This is a genomic window from Bradyrhizobium sp. LLZ17 (genome assembly GCF_041200145.1).
In the GTDB taxonomy this organism is placed as follows: Bacteria; Pseudomonadota; Alphaproteobacteria; order Rhizobiales; family Xanthobacteraceae; genus Bradyrhizobium.
The window spans coordinates 4,212,515-4,231,442 of the sequence record NZ_CP165734.1; the positions used below are offsets into that span (position 1 = coordinate 4,212,515).

Annotated in this window: 17 protein-coding genes, 1 other RNA gene and 4 pseudogenes; 12 read left to right on the forward strand and 10 right to left on the reverse strand. The window is 64.3% G+C overall.

Annotation, left to right across the window (positions count from 1 at the left end):
- Positions 1-226: 226 nt before the first annotated feature.
- Together AB8Z38_RS20325 and dapE are read left to right on the forward strand one after the other, a co-directional pair.
- Positions 227-883, forward strand: a complete 657-nt coding sequence (locus tag AB8Z38_RS20325) for a DUF805 domain-containing protein (RefSeq protein ID WP_369719635.1) — start codon at positions 227-229, stop codon at positions 881-883.
- Positions 880-2,046 carry a succinyl-diaminopimelate desuccinylase gene (gene dapE / locus AB8Z38_RS20330; protein WP_369719636.1) on the forward strand — a complete coding sequence of 389 codons (1,167 nt, stop codon included), beginning with the start codon at positions 880-882 and terminating at the stop codon, positions 2,044-2,046. The genes AB8Z38_RS20325 and dapE overlap by 4 nt, the downstream gene beginning before the upstream one ends.
- A gap of 166 nt (positions 2,047-2,212) precedes the next feature.
- Here the strand turns inward: dapE and truA are convergent, their stop codons facing one another.
- From truA to def, 3 genes and pseudogenes are all read right to left on the reverse strand, one after another.
- The gene (gene truA / locus AB8Z38_RS20335; RefSeq protein WP_369719637.1) at positions 2,213-2,950 is read right to left on the reverse strand and encodes a tRNA pseudouridine(38-40) synthase TruA; all 738 of its coding nucleotides are present in this window, start codon (positions 2,948-2,950) and stop codon (positions 2,213-2,215) included.
- Between the two features lie 119 nt (positions 2,951-3,069).
- A pseudogene (gene fmt, locus AB8Z38_RS20340) lies at positions 3,070-4,004 on the reverse strand (methionyl-tRNA formyltransferase).
- A gap of 139 nt (positions 4,005-4,143) precedes the next feature.
- Positions 4,144-4,668: a peptide deformylase gene (gene def, locus AB8Z38_RS20345; protein ID WP_369719638.1), complete on the reverse strand. Its 525-nt coding sequence runs from the start codon at positions 4,666-4,668 to the stop codon at positions 4,144-4,146.
- A 170-nt stretch (positions 4,669-4,838) separates the two neighbouring features.
- Here def and rmuC point away from each other — a divergent pair, with 170 nt between their 5' ends.
- The 3 genes from rmuC (at position 4,839) to AB8Z38_RS20360 (ending at position 7,943) form a co-directional block, all read left to right on the forward strand.
- Positions 4,839-6,038: a DNA recombination protein RmuC gene (gene rmuC / locus AB8Z38_RS20350; protein ID WP_369719639.1), complete on the forward strand. Its 1,200-nt coding sequence runs from the start codon at positions 4,839-4,841 to the stop codon at positions 6,036-6,038.
- Positions 6,039-6,168: 130 nt separating this feature from the next.
- Positions 6,169-6,471 carry a GIY-YIG nuclease family protein gene (locus AB8Z38_RS20355; protein WP_369719640.1) on the forward strand — a complete coding sequence of 101 codons (303 nt, stop codon included), beginning with the start codon at positions 6,169-6,171 and terminating at the stop codon, positions 6,469-6,471.
- Positions 6,472-6,584: 113 nt separating this feature from the next.
- Positions 6,585-7,943, forward strand: a complete 1,359-nt coding sequence (locus AB8Z38_RS20360) for an MFS transporter (protein WP_369719641.1) — start codon at positions 6,585-6,587, stop codon at positions 7,941-7,943.
- 125 nt (positions 7,944-8,068) lie between these two features.
- On the opposite strand, the gene AB8Z38_RS20365 is transcribed toward AB8Z38_RS20360, so the two are convergent.
- The 5 genes from AB8Z38_RS20365 to ffs form a co-directional block, all read right to left on the reverse strand.
- A complete protein-coding gene (locus tag AB8Z38_RS20365) occupies positions 8,069-8,506 on the reverse strand; it encodes a hypothetical protein (protein ID WP_369719642.1) in 438 nt (145 codons plus the stop codon).
- A gap of 27 nt (positions 8,507-8,533) precedes the next feature.
- Complete coding sequence (recR, locus tag AB8Z38_RS20370; protein ID WP_369719643.1) at positions 8,534-9,136, reverse strand: recombination mediator RecR; 603 nt, start codon at positions 9,134-9,136, stop codon at positions 8,534-8,536.
- Position 9,137: 1 nt separating this feature from the next.
- Positions 9,138-9,458 carry a YbaB/EbfC family nucleoid-associated protein gene (locus AB8Z38_RS20375; protein ID WP_369719644.1) on the reverse strand — a complete coding sequence of 107 codons (321 nt, stop codon included), beginning with the start codon at positions 9,456-9,458 and terminating at the stop codon, positions 9,138-9,140.
- Between the two features lie 23 nt (positions 9,459-9,481).
- On the reverse strand, positions 9,482-11,320 hold the full coding sequence (locus AB8Z38_RS20380) for a DNA polymerase III subunit gamma/tau (protein WP_369719645.1): 1,839 nt from the start codon (positions 11,318-11,320) through the stop codon (positions 9,482-9,484).
- Between the two features lie 93 nt (positions 11,321-11,413).
- An RNA gene (gene ffs / locus AB8Z38_RS20385) (signal recognition particle sRNA small type) lies at positions 11,414-11,510 on the reverse strand.
- A 185-nt stretch (positions 11,511-11,695) separates the two neighbouring features.
- Here ffs and AB8Z38_RS20390 point away from each other — a divergent pair.
- From AB8Z38_RS20390 to AB8Z38_RS20415, 6 genes and pseudogenes are all read left to right on the forward strand, one after another.
- A pseudogene (locus AB8Z38_RS20390) lies at positions 11,696-12,078 on the forward strand (transporter substrate-binding domain-containing protein); the annotation flags it as partial.
- A 277-nt stretch (positions 12,079-12,355) separates the two neighbouring features.
- Positions 12,356-12,565, forward strand: a pseudogene (locus tag AB8Z38_RS20395) (ATP-binding cassette domain-containing protein); the annotation flags it as partial.
- 231 nt (positions 12,566-12,796) lie between these two features.
- A pseudogene (locus AB8Z38_RS20400) lies at positions 12,797-13,215 on the forward strand (HIT domain-containing protein).
- Positions 13,216-13,223: 8 nt separating this feature from the next.
- Positions 13,224-14,168, forward strand: coding sequence for an NAD(+) diphosphatase (gene nudC, locus AB8Z38_RS20405; RefSeq protein WP_369719646.1), 945 nt, complete (start codon positions 13,224-13,226; stop codon positions 14,166-14,168).
- A gap of 13 nt (positions 14,169-14,181) precedes the next feature.
- Positions 14,182-15,108 (forward strand): sugar kinase, encoded by a 927-nt coding sequence (locus AB8Z38_RS20410; RefSeq protein ID WP_369719647.1) that lies wholly within the window; start codon positions 14,182-14,184, stop codon positions 15,106-15,108.
- A gap of 87 nt (positions 15,109-15,195) precedes the next feature.
- A complete protein-coding gene (locus AB8Z38_RS20415; RefSeq protein ID WP_369719648.1) occupies positions 15,196-15,702 on the forward strand; it encodes an Lrp/AsnC family transcriptional regulator in 507 nt (168 codons plus the stop codon).
- Positions 15,703-15,849: 147 nt separating this feature from the next.
- Here the strand turns inward: AB8Z38_RS20415 and AB8Z38_RS20420 are convergent, their stop codons facing one another.
- On the reverse strand, positions 15,850-17,349 hold the full coding sequence (locus AB8Z38_RS20420) for a phosphomannomutase/phosphoglucomutase (RefSeq protein WP_369719649.1): 1,500 nt from the start codon (positions 17,347-17,349) through the stop codon (positions 15,850-15,852).
- 419 nt (positions 17,350-17,768) lie between these two features.
- Here AB8Z38_RS20420 and AB8Z38_RS20425 point away from each other — a divergent pair, with 419 nt between their 5' ends.
- Complete coding sequence (locus AB8Z38_RS20425) at positions 17,769-18,296, forward strand: transglutaminase-like cysteine peptidase (protein ID WP_369719650.1); 528 nt, start codon at positions 17,769-17,771, stop codon at positions 18,294-18,296.
- A 46-nt stretch (positions 18,297-18,342) separates the two neighbouring features.
- On the opposite strand, the gene AB8Z38_RS20430 is transcribed toward AB8Z38_RS20425, so the two are convergent.
- Positions 18,343-18,852, reverse strand: a complete 510-nt coding sequence (locus AB8Z38_RS20430; protein WP_369719651.1) for a TIGR02281 family clan AA aspartic protease — start codon at positions 18,850-18,852, stop codon at positions 18,343-18,345.
- Between the last annotated feature and the right edge of the window lie 76 nt (positions 18,853-18,928).

Genomic DNA, 18,928 nt, shown 5'->3' on the forward strand with positions numbered 1-18,928 from the left:
CTTCCCCCTCTCCCCGTTCTTACGGGGAGAGGGTTGGGGTGAGGGGCTTCTCTCCGCGGATGAGATGGCCGCGAGACCTGTACCCCCTCACCCGGATCGCAAGAGCGATCCGACCTCTCCCCGCAAGCGGGGCGAGGTGACTTGCGGCACCAGCTTGCCGCATCGAACCCACCCTTCCTCAATCGCGACAAATCACCGGGCGGCCCGACCGCCCGGAGCCATTGGCATGGACTGGACCTGGTATCTCTTCCGCTTCGACGGCCGCATCAACCGCGCCCTGCTGTGGCAGGCGCTGCTGATCGTCATGCTGCTGGCAGCCGTACTCGGGACCATCGGTGAGGCTATCAACGTCTTCAACGGCCACAAATCCACCACCACCACCACCACCCTTATCTTCTCCCTCGACTTCAATCTCGACGAGCTCTTCAACGCTGTCGATCCGAGGTCGTACCGTTTGCTGAGATCCGCAGACCGCCCAACCCTGATCTTCAAGCTGTCCGCAACGCCGCTGTTTCTGTGGATTTATCTCGCAACCGCCAACAAGCGGCTGCACGATCGCAACAGGAGCGGCTGGTGGATGATCCCCTTCTTCGTCGTGCCCGGCCTGTTCGACCAGTTCTCGGACCTGTTGCCGAAGTCCAACTGGGTTGTTCCGTTCACCCTGGCAGCCTCCATCCTGTGGCTGTGGGGTCTCGTCGACATGTTCTGCCTGCGCGGCACCTCGGGCCACAACCGGTTTGGCCCCGACCCTCTGGCTGAAACCGAGGACAGCTCGGCATCCGCCTCGTCCCCTGCAAAAAGCTGGGACCAGCAGAGCGAAGTCGAAATTGTCCCGCCGAGTGCTAGCCCGCCCGGCGGCATGCATGTTAAGCGGAGCGCATGACCGATGCTCTCTCCATTGCCCGCGATCTGATCCGCTGCCCCTCGGTGACCCCGGCCGATGCCGGCGCACTCGGGGTGCTCGAAAAGGCCCTCACGGAAGCCGGCTTCGTTTGCCATCGCGTGACCTTCAGCGAGCACGGCACCGCGGACGTCGACAATCTCTATGCGCGGATCGGCAGCGAAGGGCCGCACATCACCTTTGCCGGCCACACCGACGTGGTGCCGCCGGGCGACGAGACCGCCTGGAGCGTCGGCGCGTTCTCGGGCGAGGTGAAGGATGGTTTCCTGCACGGCCGCGGCGCGGTCGATATGAAGGGCGGCATCGCCTGCTCGATTGCGGCGGTGCTGGAGCATCTCGCCGCGAATGGCGGCAAGCCGCGCAATGATGGAAAGGGCTCGATTTCCTTCCTGATCACCGGCGACGAGGAAGACGTCTCGATCAACGGCACCGTCAAGCTGCTCAAATGGACGGCCGAGCGCGGCGAGACATTCGATCATTGCGTGCTCGGCGAGCCCTCCAATGTCGAGACGCTCGGCGACACCATCAAGGTCGGCCGCCGCGGCTCGCAATCCGGCACGCTTTACGTCGACGGCGTGCAGGGCCATGTCGCCTATCCGCACCGCGCGTCCAATCCGGTGCCGGATATTTCGCGGCTGATCGTGGCGATCTCCGACGAGCCGCTCGACCATGGCAGCGCGCAGTTCCAGGCCTCCAATCTCGAATTCACCTCGGTCGACGTCGGCAACAAGGCCTACAACGTCATCCCCGGTGAGGCGCGCGCCAAGTTCAACATCCGCTACAACGACAACCACACCCAGGCGAGCCTGCGCGAGCTGGTCGAGACGCGGCTGACAAAAGCCTGCGGCAACCGCATCCGCGCCCGCATCGTCTGGGAGCCGTCGAACTCCAACGTGTTCGTCACCCAGCCCGGCCCGTTCACCGATCTTGCCGTGTCGGCGATCGAGGAGGTCACCGGACGCAAGCCGGAGCTGTCGACCTCAGGCGGCACCTCGGACGCGCGTTTCATCTCGAGCTATTGCCCGGTCATCGAATTCGGCCTGGTCGGCCAGACCATGCACCAGGTCGACGAACGCGTGCCGGTGGCGGATCTGCAGAAGCTGACGCAGGTGTATCGCGGGATTTTGCAGAGGTATTTTGGGTAGACGCGATCTTCGCGAGCCCTCCGCTGTCATCGCCCGACTTGATCGGGCGATCCAGTATTCCAGAGACGGCAGTGACTGAGCCGAGAGGCCGCGGCGTACTGGATGCCCCGGTCAAGCCGGGGCATGACAATGATGGGTGTTGCGAGAGCGCAGGCCCTCGCCCCAATCAATAATCCACCTTCATCAGATACAGCCCGTCCGGCGGAGCGACGATGCCGCAGGCGGCGCGGTTGCGGGCGGCGAGTGCCGCGGCGAGATCGTCTGCGGTCCAGCGGCCGTCGCCGACCCACACCAGCGAGCCCACCATCGAGCGCACCTGGCTGTGCAGGAACGAGCGCGCCGAGGTGACGATGGTGATCTCGCGGCCGTCGCGCAGCACATCGAGCTGATCGAGCGTCTTCTCCGGCGATTTGGCCTGGCACTCGGTGTCGCGGAACGTCGTGAAATCGTGCTTGCCGAGCAGGCGCTGCGCGGCGGCATGCATCGCGTTGCTGTCGAGCCGGCGCGGCACGCGCCAGGCGTGGCCGATATCGAGGGCGAGATTGGCGCGGGTGTTGACGATGCGGTAGCGATAGTGGCGCTTGATCGCCGAGAAGCGCGCCTCGAAGCTGTCAGGGACGATCTCGGCTTCGAGCACCGCGATCGGATGTGGGCGCAGATGTGCGTTGAGACCGTCGCGAAAACGCCCCGGCGGAAACTGCTTCTCGACGTCGACATGAGCGACCTGGCCGCGCGCATGCACGCCGGCATCGGTGCGGCCGGCACCATGCACCCGCAAATCCGCGCCGGTCATCGCCTTCACCGCCGCTTCGAGCGCGCCCTGCACCGAGGGCAGCGTCTCCTGCACCTGCCAGCCGAAGAACGGCGCGCCGTCATATTCGATGGTGAGCTTGTAGCGGGGCATCTCAATCCGGATGGTGTCATCGCCCGGCTTGACCGGGCGATCCAGTACTCCGAGACATCTCTGTTAAGCCGAGAAGCCTCGGCGTACTGGATACCCCGCCTTCGCGGGGTATGACAGTGCTAGATGAATTTGGCACCTGCTTCACCGGCACGCCGCGCAGGAAGTCGACGGCCTGCATCCGCGCCTTGCCTTCGCGCTGCAGCTCGAGAATGCGGATCGCGCCCTCGCCGCACGCGACGGTGAGCTGGTCGTCGAGCACTTCGCCCGGGGCACCTGCGCCTTTGGCAAACTCGCAGCGCAGGATTTTTACGCGCGCGTTTTCGCCGACGTCTGCGAGCTCGCTCCAGGCGCCGGGAAAAGGCGACAATCCGTGGATGTGACGCAGCACGTCGCGCGCGGGTTTGGTCCAGTCGATCCGGGCCTCGGCCTTGTCGATCTTGGCGGCGTAGGTGACGCCGTCCTCGCTCTGCTTCCTGAGCTGAAGGGCACCGCGGTCGAGCGCCGCCATGGCGCGCACCATCAGATCGGCGCCGAGCCGGGACAGGCGATCGTGCAGATCGGCTGCGGTCATGGCGTCCGTGATCGCAATGCGCTCGGCCATGGCGACGTCGCCGGTATCAAGCCCGACATCCATCTTCATCACCATCACGCCGCTCTCGGCGTCGCCGGCCATGATGGCGCGGTTGATCGGCGCGGCGCCGCGCCAGCGCGGCAGCAGCGAGGCGTGCAGATTGTAGCAGCCGAGCTTCGGCGCATCGAGAATGGCCTGCGGCAGGATCATGCCGTAGGCGACGACGACCGCAGCATCAGCGTCGAACGCGCGGAATTCGTCCAGCGCCTCCGGTGTCTTCAGCGTCTTCGGCGTCAGCACGGGAATGCCGAGCTTTCGCGCGGCTTCTTCCACCGGGGTCGGCTGCAATTGCAGGCCGCGCCGCCCGCCCGGCTTCGGCGCGCGGGTGTAGACGGCGACGATCTCGTGGCCATGCGCGACGAGCTCGAACAGCGTCGGCACGGAGAAGTCGGGCGTGCCCATGAAGATCAGGCGAAGGGGCATGTGAAAAACCTGCGAGAAACGCGATCCACTGACGATCATTCCGGGCGGCTCGAACAGCCGAACTACGGCGCGCAATTGCGCGCCTGAGAATCTCGGTTCCGGGTTCGATGCTGCGCATCGCCCCGGAATGACAGATACCCTACTCCCCGCGCTTGGCGGCTTTCTCGAACTTCTTGATCACGCGGTCGCGCTTGAGTTTGGACAGATAGTCGACGAACAGCACGCCGTTGAGATGATCGATCTCGTGCTGGATGCAGGTGGCGTAGATGCCTTCGGCGTCTTCCTCGTGCACCTTGCCGTCGAGATCGGTGAAGCGCACGCGCACCTTGGCGGGGCGTTCGACCTCCTCGTAATATTCGGGGATCGAGAGGCAGCCTTCCTCATAGACCGACAGCTCCTCGGACGAGGACAGAATTTCCGGATTGATGAAGACGCGCGGCTCCGGATTGGTCTCGCCGTTCTCGTCGCGCTTGGCGAGATCCATGGTGATGAGGCGCAGCGGCTGCGCGACCTGGATCGCCGCGAGCCCGATGCCGGGCGCGTCGTACATGGTCTCGAACATGTCGTCGGCAAGCTTGCGGATCTCCGGCGTGACCTTCTCGATCGGCTTGGAGACCAGACGCAGCTGCCTGTCGGGCAGGATGATGATTTCTCTGAGGGCCATGGCCGCGATTTAAGCTGCGCGCCCGATGCGGTCAATGCAGCGAGGAACTCCGTTAACGGTCCGCTAACCATAAAACTTGAGGCTTTGCTAACCGTAAAAATTAAGGGGCCATTAACCAGAAATGTTCGCTATTCGTTCGCGAAACCCGCCGAATCGGCTAAAAGGCGGCCATGAACGAAATCATCTTCATGCTCGGCGACTGGCCGGTGCGCACCATCGACGCGCTGATCGGCTTTTGCGCCCTCGTCCTCATCCTGCTGGCAGTGATCGCCGTCGTGATCGCGCGGTCCTCGCGGCGCGGCGCGGAACTCGCGATGGCCAATGCCATCCGCGCCGACGAGCTCGAGGAGCGCGTCAGGCAGATGCTGCACGCCCAGAGCGAGGCTTCGGGCCGGGTGGATGCCATGACCCAGGCCCTCGCCGGCCGCCAGGCCGACATGGCGCGCGCGGTGAACGAGCGGCTGGATTCGGTGACCCACCGCGTCGGCCAGTCGATGGAGAACACCACTCGCAACACCATGGACAGCCTGCGCGCACTGCACGAGCGTCTCGGCATCATCGACAGCGCGCACAAGAACCTCACCGACCTCACCACCCAGGTCACGACCTTGCGCGACGTGCTCGCCAACAAGCAGTCGCGCGGCGCGTTCGGCCAGGCGCGCATGGAGGCGATCGTCCAGGACGGCTTGCCGAAGGGCGCCTACGAGTTCCAGTTTACGCTCTCGACCGGAAAGCGGCCGGACTGCGTGGTGTTCTTGCCCGACCAGCGCCCGCTCTGCATCGACGCGAAATTTCCGCTGGAGGCGATGACCGCGCTGCACGACGCCCGCACCGACGAGGAGCGCCGGATCGCCACGCAGCGGCTGCGCGCCGACGTGATGAAGCATGTCAGCGACATCGCCGAGAAATATCTGGTCGCCGGGGAGACCCAGGAAATGGCGCTGATGTTCGTGCCGTCGGAATCGGTCTACGCCGAGATCCATGACGGTTTCGACGACGTGATCCAGAAAGCCTATCGCGCCCGCGTGGTGCTGGTGTCGCCCTCGCTGCTGATGCTCGCGATCCAGGTGATGCAGCAGATCATGAAGGACGCGCGCATGCGCGACGCCGCCGACCAGATCCGCACCGAAGTGATCAAGCTTGGCGACGACCTCGGCCGCCTCAGGGACCGCGTGCTGAAACTGCAGAAGCATTTTGCCGACGCCAACGAGGACGTGCGCCAAGTGCTGATCTCCGCCGACAAGATCGAGAAGCGAGCGGGGCGGATCGAGGAGCTCGATTTCAGCAAGACCGACGCCCCCGAAGGCCCGCATTTGGTGGCCACCGGCGCCGCCGAGCTGTTCCCACGGAAGCTGCAAGCGGGGGAGTGAGGCCCGGCACACCGTCATGCCCCGCGAAGGCGGGGCATCCAGTACGCCGCGGCGGTGGTGATTGAGCCGAGATGCCGGTGATTACTGGATCGTCCGCCTTCGCGGACGATGACAGCGAGAGGAATGCGGCATGGGGGCACGCTGCTACTACGTTTACATCCTCGCCAGCAAGATCGGCGGAACGTTGTATATCGGCGTGACGAATGATCTGATCCGCCGGGTGGCCGAGCATAAATCGAAGCTGATCGAGAGCTTCACGGAGAAGTACGATGTCGCTCGACTGGTCTATTTCGAGCAGCTCGATGACCCCGAGAACGCCATCAAACGAGAGAAGCGGCTGAAAAAATGGAAGCGCGCCTGGAAGATCGCGCTAATCGAGAAGGACAATCCGGATTGGAACGATCTTTATGCGGGGATCGCTGGTCCTCCCTAATTTCGGCCTCTGGAATACTGGGTCGCCCGGTCAAGCCGGGCGACGACACCTCCTTTGTGGCCGGCGGGAACGACACCTCCCTTGTGGCCGCCAGAATCTGCTAACACCTGCCCATGACCGCACCCGACGCGACCTCCGCCGCCGGAACAGACACCATCTCGTGGCGCGACAGCCTCGCCGTGTACCTGCAATCGCGGGTGCTGATCGTGCTGTTTCTCGGCTTCTCCTCCGGGCTGCCGCTGGCGCTGTCGGGGTCGACCTTGCTGGTTTGGATGCGGGAATCCGGCGTCGACCTCGGCACCATCGGGCTGTTCGCGCTGGTCGGCACGCCGTACACGCTGAAATTCCTGTGGGCGCCGCTGGTGGATGCGCTGCATGTGCCGCTGTTCACCCGCGCGTTCGGCCGGCGGCGCGGGTGGCTGCTGTTCTCGCAGCTGCTGCTGATCATCGCGATCCTGCTGTTGGCGCTGACCGATCCCGCGCGCTCGCCGTTCTACGTCGCGCTCGGCGCGCTGCTGGTGGCGACGACGTCGTCGACGCAGGACATCGTGGTCGATGCCTTCCGCGTCGAGAGCCTGCCCGAGAGCGAGCAGGCCGCCGGCATGGCATCCTATGTCGCGGCCTATCGCATCGGCATGCTGGTCTCGACCGCCGGCGCGCTGTTCATTGTCTCCGGTTTCGAGAGCACCGGCATTGCGCGCGCATCCGCCTGGACGTGGGGCTATGTGGTGATGGCAGCGATGGTGCTGATCGGGACGGTCACGGCATTGGTCGCCACCGAGCCCGAGCAATCGGCGCGGGCCGAAGCAGCGACACACACCGAGACGGCCTTTGCGCGCGTGCTCCACGCCGCGATCGGCGCCTTCTCGGAATTCCTGTCGCGCAAGGACGCGCTCGCCGCGCTCATCTTCGTCGTGCTGTTCAAGTTCACCGACGCGTTCTCCGGCACCATGACAGCGCCGTTCGTGATCGACCTCGGGTTCTCCCGCAACGACTATGCCGCGATCGTGAAGGGCGTCGGCCTCGCCGCGACGCTGATCGGCGGCTTTGCCGGCGGCTTTGTCGCGCGGCGCTATTCGCTGGCGACGTCGCTGTGGATCGGCGGCGTCTTGCAGGCGCTCGCCAACTTCTCCTTCTCCTGGCTGGCCTTCGTGGGCACCAGCCAATGGGCGCTGGCCTTCGCCATCACCTGCGAGAACTTCACCAGCGCGATCGGCACCGTGATCTTCGTCGCCTATCTCTCGGCGCTGTGTCAGAACCCGCTGCACACGGCGACGCAATATGCGCTGCTCACCGCGCTGGCGGCAGTTGGACGAACGTATCTCTCATCGGGTGCGGGCTATGTCGCCAAGGCGACCGGATGGCCGCTGTTCTTCGTGATCTGCGTGCTGGTGGCGATCCCGAGCCTCGTCCTGCTGACATGGCTGCAGAAGCGACGGCATTTCGAGACGCTGGGGCCGGTGCGGATTTAGCAGGGCGCCGCCTCACACTCGGCATTGCGAGCGAAGCGAAGCAATCCAGAATCTCTCCTCAGAACCAGTCTGGATGCTTCGTCGCAAGGGCTCCTCGCAACGACGACGAGAGCAGAGCGGACCCCCTACTGCTTCCTCACCAAACTCCACTTCGTGATCACGGCTTCGCTCATCTGGCCGGGATCGCTGGCGCAGGCGACTTCGTCGACCTTGACCGAGATCTCCTTGCCGGCAAACGTCTTCAACTGCGCAGCCTGGGCATCGCCATTGGGGACGAGCTGGAAGGTCTCCGGCCCGGTCTCGAGATTGCACAGCCCGTTCGGCGGCGGCAGGCGGCGCGGCTCGGACGTGATCTGGTAGGTCGCAACCCTCTTGCCGGCGTTCTTGACGTCGCGCACTTTCATGGTGTTCAGCTCGCCGGAGAGCACCTCGCCGGCGTTGATCGGCTTGCCGGGCTTTGAAGGCGGCAACGCCTCGTCGTCCTGCTGCGCGGAGAAGGCCGGGGTCACCAGCACTGTTATCATCGCGGCCAAAGCCAATCGCGTGGCGAAAAGTTTCGTCATGTGGTCCGTTCCGTAACTTCTGGATTGCTAGAACAGGGTCCGCTGCCGCATCGCGGCCGACAGCGTCCCTTCATCGAGATAATCAAGCTCGCCACCGACCGGCACACCATGGGCGAGACGCGTTACTTTTACGTTGGCGTCCTGAAGCAGGTCGGTGATGTAGTGCGCTGTGGTCTGGCCGTCCACCGTCGCGTTCAGCGCCAGGATGATTTCGTGGACTTGCGCATCATGCGCGCGCGCGACCAGCGCGTCGATGGTCAGATCCTGCGGGCCGACGCCGTCGAGCGGCGACAAGGTCGCCCCTAACACATGGTAACGACCTTGAGTCGCATTGGCCCGCTCCAGCGCCCAGAGATCGGCGACATCGGCGACGACGACGATGATCGACGGATCGCGCCGCGGATCGACGCAGACCGTGCAGGGATTTTGGGTGTCGATGTTGCCGCAGGTTCTGCAGACCTGAACCTTGTCGAGCGCCACTTGCAGGGCCGAGGACAGCGGCATCATCAGCGCTTCGCGCTTCTTGATCAGATGCAGGGCCGCGCGCCGCGCGGAGCGCGGACCGAGGCCCGGCAGCCGTGCGAGAAGCTGCACCAGCCGCTCGATTTCGGGACCTGCAACCGCGCCCATATTATTGGCCGAACAGCCCCGGCGGCAGGCCGAGCCCGCCGGTGAGCGACTGCATCTTTTCCTGCATCGCCGTCTCCGCCTTGCGGCGAGCGTCACCGAGCGCGGTGACCAGAAGGTCCTCCAGCACCTCGCGCTCTTCCGGCTTCATCAGCGAGGGGTCGATCTTGACGCCCTTGACGTCCATCTTCGCGGTCATCCGCACGGCGACCAGGCCGCCGCCGGAGATACCCTCGACCTCTACATTGGCAAGCTGCTCCTGCATCTCCTGCATCTTGGATTGCAGCTGCGCCGCCTGCTTCATCATGCCGAGAAAATCAGCCATCGGTGCGTGTCCTCAAAACTGGCTCAGAGATCGTCGCCGTCGGAATCGTCGGGCGGATCGTCACTGCCATAGTCCGCATTAATATTGGTTTCCGGCGTCTCGGGGGCAAGCCTGCGGACCTCGACGACCTTCGCACCGGGGAAACGCGACAGCACCTCCTGAACGCGCGGATCGGCTTCCGCGGTACGTGCGTGCTCCTGCTTGGCGGCCTGGTTCACCGAGCGCAGCGTCGGCTGGCCCTGTTCATTGGAGACGATCACGGTCCAGCGGCGGCCGGTCCAGAGTTCGAACTTGCGTGCGAGCTCGGTGATCATGGTCTTGGAGGCATTCGGCTCGAGCGCGATCTCGAGCCGGCCTTCCTCGAAACGGACGAGGCGCATGTCGCTTTCGAGCGCGCCCTTGGTCATCAGGTCGCGTTTCTGGCCGGCGAGCGCGACGAGCTGGGTGAAGCTCGTGACCCGCAGCGCGGGGGCGGCAGCTTGCGGATCCGGCGCGGGCGCGGCCATCTGCGGCCGGGCGCCGCCGCCGAACGATGAAGGCGACGAGGTCGGCGCGCGAACAGGCGCCGCCGAGGCAACAGGTGCTGCCGGCGTACTGCGCGCGGCACTGCTGCCGCTCACGACCGGCGAACCGCCGCCGTTCTGTTCCAGCATTTTGATGGCTTCGTCCGGCGTCGGCAGGTCGGCGACATAGGCGATGCGCACCAGCACCATCTCGGCGGCAGCCGCCGGGCGCGTCGCGGCCTGCACCTCGGTAATGCCCTTGAGCAGCATCTGCCACATCCGCGACAGCACGCGCATCGAGATCTTGGACGCGAATTCACGTGCGCGCACGCGCTCGGTCTCGCCATAGGCGACATTGTCCGCGGTCGCCGGCACGATCTTGACGCGGGTGACGAAGTTGACGAATTCGGCGAGATCCGAGAGCACCACGATGGGGTCAGCCCCGACGTCGTACTGGTCGCGGAACTCCTTGAAGGCGGCCGCGATGTCGCCACGCGCCAGCGAATCGAAGAGATCGATGACGCGGGTGCGGTCGGCGAGCCCCAGCATCTGCCTGATAGCATCGGCCTTCACGGTGCCCGCCGCATGCGCGATCGCCTGGTCGAGCAGCGACAGCGAATCACGCACGGAACCTTCCGCCGCGCGCGCGATGATGCCGAGCGCCTCGGGCTCGATCTCGACGTTTTCCTTCGCAGCGATGTTGGCGAGGTGCTTCATCAGCACGTCGGCCTCGACCCGGCGCAGATCAAAACGCTGGCAGCGCGACAGCACGGTCACCGGAACTTTTCGGATCTCTGTCGTCGCGAACACGAATTTGGCGTGCTCCGGCGGTTCCTCCAGCGTCTTCAGGAAGGCATTGAACGCCGCCGTCGACAGCATGTGGACTTCATCGATGATGTAGACCTTGTAGCGGGCGCTGGCAGGGGCATAGCGCACGCTGTCATTGATCTGGCGGACGTCGTCGACGCCGGTATGCGACGCCGCGTCCATCTCCAGCACGTCCATGTGCCGGCTTTCCATGATCGCCTGGCAATGCACGCCCAGTGTCGGCATGTGGACGGTCGGCCCCTTCACCGAGCCGTCCGGGATCTCGTAGTTTAGCGCACGGGCAAGGATGCGCGCGGTGGTGGTCTTGCCGACGCCGCGGACGCCGGTGAGAATCCACGCCTGCGGAATGCGCCCGGTTTCGAACGCATTGGAGACGGTGCGAACCACGGCTTCCTGGCCGATCAGATCGTCAAAGCTGGAGGGGCGATATTTGCGTGCCAGCACCCGGTAGGGCGTGCCCGCCGGCGCGCCGAGTGCAAAGCCGGCCTGGCTGGCGCTATCGGAATTGGGAGGGGCGCCAGCATCGGTCATCGGTCGATCCGCAATGAAATCTCTCTCAGCCGGCTTTGCGGAAAGGAGCGCGCTGGCGGTTTGAGCCGCCGGCGCAATTCGCTCGAAAAAACGGTAGGAGACTGACGAGCGACCCGATCCGGACCTCGTTAGGGCTGCTTCCTTCCGGACCTGACCCGGTTGGCGAGTGGCTCGTCCACCGCCAATCTCCCGGTGCCTATTTGGAGCCAAAAGGGCGGGAAAGCAAGCGGGTATCATCTTGGACGGGCTGGGCTTAGCCTCGATTTATCCTTGGCTTGGCATTGGCATGCCTGGCCTCCGGGCAATTCCCGGTGTGCCCAGCCGATAGGCTGTGCTTTCACTGCCGAGGGCGCCTTGGAACGCTGCCGGAACTCCATCGCGGTCGACCAGGGCTCGCCGCACGACCAGGTCGTCAGCTGGCTGACACCAAAGGCGCAGATCCCGCGGCTGAAGAGCGCCGACGATGCCACCGCCGCGCTCCAGACCGGCCGCGTCGACGCTGTGCCTGATCACCATGGTGTCGCTGACGGTTTTGAAGAAGAATCCTTCGCTCGGCCAGTTTCGTGCTGCCGACGCCGATTTTCGCCACGACGTCGAATGCCGGCTTCCGCCGCGAGAGCGACAACACCTGACGCGACTACCTCAACACCTGGATCGACTTCAACAAGGGTCTCGGCTTCATCCGCAACGCGATCGTCACGAACATGGAGCTGATGGGCGTGACCGAAGCGGACATTCCGCCGAGCGTTTCGCTGTAGGCGATGAGTTTGAGTCGGACCCTATCCGCTACGCGGTGCGCCCCCTCTCCCGCTTGCGGGAGAGGGTTGGGGTGAGGGTCTCTCCTCCAGGGAGACTCCCCAAGAGGAAACAGCCCTCACCCGGCGCGCTGCCGCGCACCGACCTCTCCCGCAAGCGGGAGAGGTGCAGTGAGACCGCCGCTCTGCCTGACCAAACTTCTTCGCGACTGAGGCCCAAAAGAGTATGTATCAGTGGGACTTTGGCATCCTCTGGAGCTATCACTGGCTCTTTCTCGACGGCAAGTCGACGCTGCTCCGCTGCATCAATCTCCTGGTCGCGCCCGACGGCGGCAGCGTCCGCGTCGGCGACACGCACTTCACATTCGGCGATGGCGCAAGGCTGCCGGACGTCAAGACACTCGCAACATTCCGTGCCACCACCGGCATGGTGTTCCAGCATTTCAATATATTCCCGCACATGACGACGCTTCAGAACGTGATGGAGGGCCGAGATGGACGCCGAGAAGCTGGCGGTCGTCCCACGGGAAGACTCTTCACTACGAGCTTTCGCCAAACTTCTTCCTGGGGATATGGGTCCCGGATCTGCGCTCCGCTTCGCTGCGCTTGTCCGGGACGACGATCGAGTATGCAGTGATAGCGGAGCCCCAACCTTCCCCTCGTCAACTGCGTGTCGTATGGTCCGGCCAAACAAGCCCCATCGGGCCATCCGGAAGCCTTCATGTCTGAACCCGCCTGGTCGCTGCACTCCCGCCTGAAAGAGGACACCATCGACATCGGCGACTTGCCGCTATCGAAGGTGCTGGTCATCAAGGACGCGCATTATCCCTGGCTGCTGCTGGTGCCGCGGCGCGCGGATGCAGTCGAGATCATCGATCTCGATGAAGTGCAGCAGGCGCAGCTGATGACGGAGATCTCCCGCGTCTCGCGCGCGCTGAAGGAGATCACCCAATGCGACAAGCTCAATATCGCGGCGCTCGGCAACCTCGTGCCGCAGCTGCACGTGCACATCATCGCGCGCCGGAGCAGTGACGCCGCCTGGCCGCGGCCGGTGTGGGGGTGATGAAGCCCTTGGCGCATGACGCCACCGAGGTGCAGAGTTTCATCAGCGCGCTTCGCCGAAAAATCTGGTTGGGTTGAAAGAACAAATGTCAGCATTCGATTCCTTTCCGCTGGGGCAACCGGCCTTCGTCACCAACGTGCTCGATCGCGCCGCGCATCTGCGCCGCGACGAGGAAAAACTGTTCGCGATGGAGCAGAAGGTCTCATCGCGCGCCTATGTCGTCTACCGCGACTTGCTGCTGGTGAAGCGCGAAGGCGAAAAGGCGCGCGCGTTGCTGGCAATCGACGAGGCCCTAAAGTGCGGCGCCAATCCCGGCACGATTTTCTTAGGGCTGCGCGATGGTGCGGCCGTGTTCGGCATGGGGATGCCGCAGGCCGCCGCCGAGAAGCTGATCGGGCGGGAGGACTATACCGTCACCGAGCTGCGCGGCATGGCGATGCAGGGCGCGATTCCACCGCAAGAGCTCTCGGCGATCGCGATGGCGAAATCGATGGTGAGCTGGCACCAGCGCCACGGCTATTGCGCCAATTGCGGCGCGCGCAGCGCGATGAAGGAAGGCGGCTGGAAGCGCGAATGCCCTTCCTGCAAGGCCGAGCACTTTCCCCGCACCGATCCGGTCGTGATCATGCTGGTGGCTTCCGGCGAAAAATGCCTGCTCGGGCGCCAGAAGCAGTTTCCGCCGGGCATGTATTCCTGCCTCGCCGGCTTCGTCGAGGCCGCCGAGACGATCGAGGATGCGGTGCGCCGCGAGATCCTCGAAGAGTCCGGCATCAGCTGCACCGAAGTGCAGTATTACATGACCCAGCCCTGGCCGTATCCGTCGTCGCTGATGATCGGTTGCAGCGCGCGGGCCGTGAGCGAGGACATCGTCGTCGATCACTCCGAGCTGGAGGATGCGCGCTGGTTCACACGCGAGGAGGCAGCCCTGATGTTGACGCGAACGCATCCCGACGGGCTCGCCGGCCCGCATCCCTTCGCCATCGCCCATCATCTGCTCGGCCGCTGGGTGCACGACAAGAGCGGCGCTTGAGCTGAGATCGCCGATGGCCGGGATCGCGCCGCGCATCCTCTGCATAGGCATTCCCGTGCGCGACCTCATCTTTCGCGTCGAGGCCGTGCCTGAGCGCGGCAGCAAGGCCAATGCCAGTCACCTTGCGGAGATCTGCGGCGGCAACGCGCTCAATGCCGCGATCGCCATCGCCCGGCTCGGCGGCCGCGTCGCGTTCGCCGGTCCGATGGGCGATGCGCAGGAAACGTCGAGCCGTTTCATCCTCGAGCTGATGGCCGCCGACGGTGTCGATACCACGCATATCGTGCGCATGCCGGGTCTCATGACTCCGGTCTCTGCGATCATGATCGAGCCCTCCGGCGAACGAACGCTCACCATCTATCGCGACCCTGCGCTGTGGCGCGTGAGGCTGCCGGAGGCTGACGAGCTGCTGGCCGACTGCCGGGCGGTTCTGGTCGAAAGCCGCTGCGCCCCGTTCTGCACCGAAATCTGCCTCGAAGCGCGCCGCCGCGGCATAGCCGTCATTGTCGGCGTCGACCGCGCGATGGCGCTGACTGACCGCTTGCTGACCGACGCCTCGCATCTGCTGTTCGCCAGCGGGCAGGTGCAGGAAACCGCCGATGTGGCCGATGACGGCGAGGCCTTGAAGCGCCTCTCCGGGCTGACACCGGCCTTCCTGGCCGCCACCCGCGGCCCGCGCGGTACGATCTGGCTGAACGAGGCGGGCGCTCTGGAGGAGACGGCGGCCTTTCCGGTCCAGGCGGTCGATACGCTCGGCGCCGGCGACGTCTTCCATGGCGCCTTTACGCTTCGCTTGGCTCAAACCGGCGACGTGCGTGAGGCGCTGCGATTCGCTGCGGCGGCAGCAGCGCTGAAATGCACCCGCCATGGCGGCGGCCTAGCTGCTCCACAACTTATTGAAGTTGAAGAGTTTTTGCGCAGCTACCAGGAGCCAGCCTAAGTCGCCCGCCAAGATTATGGACTTGCGATAGAAGATTTTTCTATATATGAGGTAAAGAAGTCCACATAATGGAACAAAGTTCTTCAAATGACTGACCTCGCTGTCCAACTCCCCGAGACCAGCCGCCGCCTCGACGCCATCGATCGCAAGATCCTGATGGTGCTCCAGGACGATGCCTCCCTGTCGGTTGCCGAGATCGGCGACCGTGTCGGGCTGTCCTCGACGCCCTGCTGGAAGCGCATCCAGCGCCTGGAAGCTGACGGCGTGATCATCAAGCGGGTGGCCCTCGTCGACCAGAACAAGATCGGGCTCGGCATCTCCGTGTTCGTCTCGGTCGAGAGCTCCGACCATTCGGACGCCTGGCTCAAGAAGTTCGCCGAAGCCGTCAGTGCGATGCCCGAGGTGATGGAGTTCTACCGCATGGCCGGCGACGTCGATTACATGCTGCGCGTCGTGGTCGCGGACATGCAGGCCTATGACGTGTTTTACAAGAAGCTGATCAGCGCCGTGCCGCTGAAGAACGTCACCTCGCGCTTCGCGATGGAGAAGATCAAGTCGGTCACGGCGCTGCCGATCCCGGCGGTGGTGGCGTAGGTTTCACCGCACCGAAGCTGTCATCGCCCGGCTTGATCGGGCGATCCAGTACTCCGTGACGCCTGAAATCGATCGAGAAGCCGCGGCGTACTGGGTGCCCCGCCTGCGCGGGGCATGACACGGTGCGTCTGATACGCACTCGCCACTTCAAATCTTCTGATTGTACTCCCCGACTTGCGGATGGGTGCGCAGCACGCTGTTCACCATCTCGAACATGTCGTGCATCCGCTGCTCGGAGACCGGGCTCTCGACCACGACCACGAGTTCGGGCTTGTTGGAGGAGGCGCGCATCAGACCCCAGCTGCCGTCCTCGACCGTGACGCGCACGCCGTTGACCGTGACGAGATCGCGGATCGCCTGACCGCCGATCCTGGCGCCCTTGGCCTGCAAATCTTCAAAATGCTTCACCACGGCGTCGATGACGCCGTATTTGACCTCGTCGGCGCAATGCGGCGACATCGTCGGCGACGACCAGGTCTTCGGCAGCGCGTCCTTCAGGTCGGCCATCGACTTGCCGGGCGCGCGATCGAGCATGTCGCAGATCGCAATCGCCGAGACCAGGCCGTCGTCATAGCCGCGACCGTACGGCTTGTTGAAGAAGAAGTGGCCGGACTTCTCGAAGCCAGCGAGCGCGCCCATCTCGTGGGTGCGGCGCTTCATGTAGGAATGACCGGTCTTCCAATAGGCGACCTTCGCGCCCTGCTTCTGCAGCACGGGATCGGTGACGAACAGGCCGGTCGACTTCACGTCGACGACGAACTGCGCGTCCTTGTGGATCGCCGACATGTCGCGCGCCAGCATCACGCCGACCTTGTCGGCAAAAATCTCCTCGCCGGTGTTGTCGACAACGCCGCAGCGGTCGCCGTCACCGTCGAAGCCGAGGCCAACATCGGCCTTGTGCTGCAGCACCGCCTCGCGGATCGCGTGCAGCATCTCCATGTCTTCGGGGTTCGGATTGTATTTCGGGAAGGTATGGTCGAGCTCGGTGTCGAGCGGGATCACCTCGCAGCCGATCGCTTCCAGCACCTGGGGGGCGAACGCACCGGCGGTGCCGTTGCCGCAGGCGGCGACCACCTTGAGCTTGCGCTTCAGCTTCGGACGGCTGGTGAGATCGGCGATGTAGCGCGCCGGATAGTTTTCATGGAATTGGTAGGAGCCGCCGGCCTTGTTCTTGAAGTCGGCGTTGAGCACGATTTCTTTCAACCGAGTCATCTCGTCGGGGCCGAACGTCATCGGGCGGTTGGCGCCCATCTTCACGCCGGTCCAGCCGTTGTCGTTGTGCGAAGCGGTGACCATGGCGCAGCAGGGCACGTCGAGATCGAACTGCGCAAAATACGCCATCGGCGTCACCGCAAGCCCGATGTCGTGGACCTTGCAGCCCGCCGCCATCAGGCCCGAGATCAGCGCGTATTTGATCGAGGCCGAATAGCTGCGGAAATCATGGCCGGTGACGATCTCCTGCTTGACGCCGAGCTCGGCGATCAGCGCGCCCAGCCCCATGCCGAGCGCCTGCACACCCATCAGGTTGATTTCCTTCTGGAACAGCCAGCGCGCGTCGTATTCGCGAAAACCGGTGGCCTTCACCATCGGCTCGGATTCGAAGGCATAGGTGTTGGGCAGCAACACGGATTTCGGCTTGGGGAACATCGAGGAGGCCTCTTGAAAACGCGGATGGTGAACGCTTGAGCCATAGCCAAAGCAAAGGCTCAGCGAAAGGCGGCATGGGCGGCTTGTGGCCGAAAATTGCGGCAGATTGGCAGCGGCTAGCGGTACGGCTTGCGTACCGAACGCTCTGTCCGGTCGCGCGATCGGTTCTGAGGCAAACCGGCAAAAGCCGAGCGTGTCGCCGAAGGATTACCCCGTCCCGCTTGGCAAATACTCCGTGATCGCAATGGCGTTCGACCTTGTTTGGAGGACCAATCGAAGTGGATTTCAAAACGTGTCTAGAACTTTCTCCGCGACAGAGATATGGGAGAAGAAGCATGCGCAGGATGCTAGTCCTGGCTGCGGTCGCCGCCGCGGCAATCACGATCGCCTGTCCGCAAGCCCATTCGGGATTGTTGGGCATGCCGATCGGCCTGCTCTCCGCGATCCAGCAGATCAAGTTCAAAGACCCAGCGCTTGCGCCGATGGCGTTCACCATGTTCTGTCTGCGTTATCAGGACGAATGCCGCGCGCGCCCGATGTTTCGCGGCGGCCCCGTCCCGCTGACCGAGGCGCGATGGACCGAGCTGAAAGAGGTCAACCAGGCCGCGAACCGCGCCATCATTCCCGAACGGAATGATCTCGGTCTGGCCGGGGAAACCTGGCTCATCTATCCGGAACGCGGCGACTGCAACGACTACGCCGTCAGCAAACGACACACGCTTCTGGAGCGCGGATGGCCCGCGCGGACGCTGCTGCTGAGCGAGGTCGAGATCCCATCGGGCGAGCACCATCTGGTTCTCGTGGTACGGACCAAGAGCGGCGACCTCGTGCTGGATAATTTGACCCCGCAACTCAATCCTTGGTTACGCGCGCCCTATCGCTGGCTCCGAACTCAGCTGCCGGGCTATCCGCGATACTGGACGACCGTCGTGCAGCGCGGGTCCTAAGACTTCGGTGCGACCACGGCCGAGCCTGCGGTACGCGGTGCCGGCCTTACTGCTCCAGCACCATCTGACCGTTGGAATATTCGAAACGCTTCAGGCGGGACAGGAAGGAGAGGCCGAGCAGGTTCTCCGACAGCGCCTCGTCCGGCAGCACCATGGCATCGACGTCGCGCACGACGAGGCCGCCGACGTCGAGCATGGCGATGCGGGTGCGGGCAGCCTTGATGGTGCCGTTGGCGGTGGAGACAGTCGCGTTGTACTCGCTGCGCGAGGGACGCAGGCCGAAGCGCGCCGCCGAGCTCTCGTTCAGCGCGACCACGGAGGCGCCGGTGTCGACCATGAAGCCGATGCGCTGGCCATCGATACGGCCGTCAGTCTGGAAATGGCCGCGACCGTCCCGGGGGATGCTGAGGCTGCGACCGCCGGTTGGCGCGTTGGACGCAACTGCTACCGTAAGCGGCACCGATGTCGCCGAGGCGGAGCTCATCCTGTCCGCCATCTGCGCCATGAAGGTGCCCAGCCCAATCATGATGGCCGCGAAGATCATTATGTTACGCATGACACCACTCGGAACTGAAGGCACGATTTGACCACGCGGCGTGCCAGCCCGCGAGCGAAGCCGCGACTGGGCCGGT

Coding starts and splice junctions, on each gene's coding strand:
- AB8Z38_RS20360 (WP_369719641.1), top strand. CDS start 6,585: ATGACCGCACCCGACGCGACCTCCGCCGCCGGAACAGACACCATCTCG.
- AB8Z38_RS20380 (WP_369719645.1), bottom strand. CDS start 11,320: ATGACCGATGCTGGCGCCCCTCCCAATTCCGATAGCGCCAGCCAGGCC.
- rmuC (WP_369719639.1), top strand. CDS start 4,839: ATGAACGAAATCATCTTCATGCTCGGCGACTGGCCGGTGCGCACCATC.
- AB8Z38_RS20420 (WP_369719649.1), bottom strand. CDS start 17,349: ATGTTCCCCAAGCCGAAATCCGTGTTGCTGCCCAACACCTATGCCTTC.
- AB8Z38_RS20325 (WP_369719635.1), top strand. CDS start 227: ATGGACTGGACCTGGTATCTCTTCCGCTTCGACGGCCGCATCAACCGC.
- dapE (WP_369719636.1), top strand. CDS start 880: ATGACCGATGCTCTCTCCATTGCCCGCGATCTGATCCGCTGCCCCTCG.
- AB8Z38_RS20430 (WP_369719651.1), bottom strand. CDS start 18,852: ATGCGTAACATAATGATCTTCGCGGCCATCATGATTGGGCTGGGCACC.
- nudC (WP_369719646.1), top strand. CDS start 13,224: ATGTCAGCATTCGATTCCTTTCCGCTGGGGCAACCGGCCTTCGTCACC.
- AB8Z38_RS20375 (WP_369719644.1), bottom strand. CDS start 9,458: ATGGCTGATTTTCTCGGCATGATGAAGCAGGCGGCGCAGCTGCAATCC.
- recR (WP_369719643.1), bottom strand. CDS start 9,136: ATGGGCGCGGTTGCAGGTCCCGAAATCGAGCGGCTGGTGCAGCTTCTC.
- def (WP_369719638.1), bottom strand. CDS start 4,668: ATGGCCCTCAGAGAAATCATCATCCTGCCCGACAGGCAGCTGCGTCTG.
- truA (WP_369719637.1), bottom strand. CDS start 2,950: ATGCCCCGCTACAAGCTCACCATCGAATATGACGGCGCGCCGTTCTTC.
- AB8Z38_RS20410 (WP_369719647.1), top strand. CDS start 14,182: ATGGCCGGGATCGCGCCGCGCATCCTCTGCATAGGCATTCCCGTGCGC.
- AB8Z38_RS20425 (WP_369719650.1), top strand. CDS start 17,769: ATGCCGATCGGCCTGCTCTCCGCGATCCAGCAGATCAAGTTCAAAGAC.
- AB8Z38_RS20355 (WP_369719640.1), top strand. CDS start 6,169: ATGGGGGCACGCTGCTACTACGTTTACATCCTCGCCAGCAAGATCGGC.
- AB8Z38_RS20365 (WP_369719642.1), bottom strand. CDS start 8,506: ATGACGAAACTTTTCGCCACGCGATTGGCTTTGGCCGCGATGATAACA.
- AB8Z38_RS20415 (WP_369719648.1), top strand. CDS start 15,196: ATGACTGACCTCGCTGTCCAACTCCCCGAGACCAGCCGCCGCCTCGAC.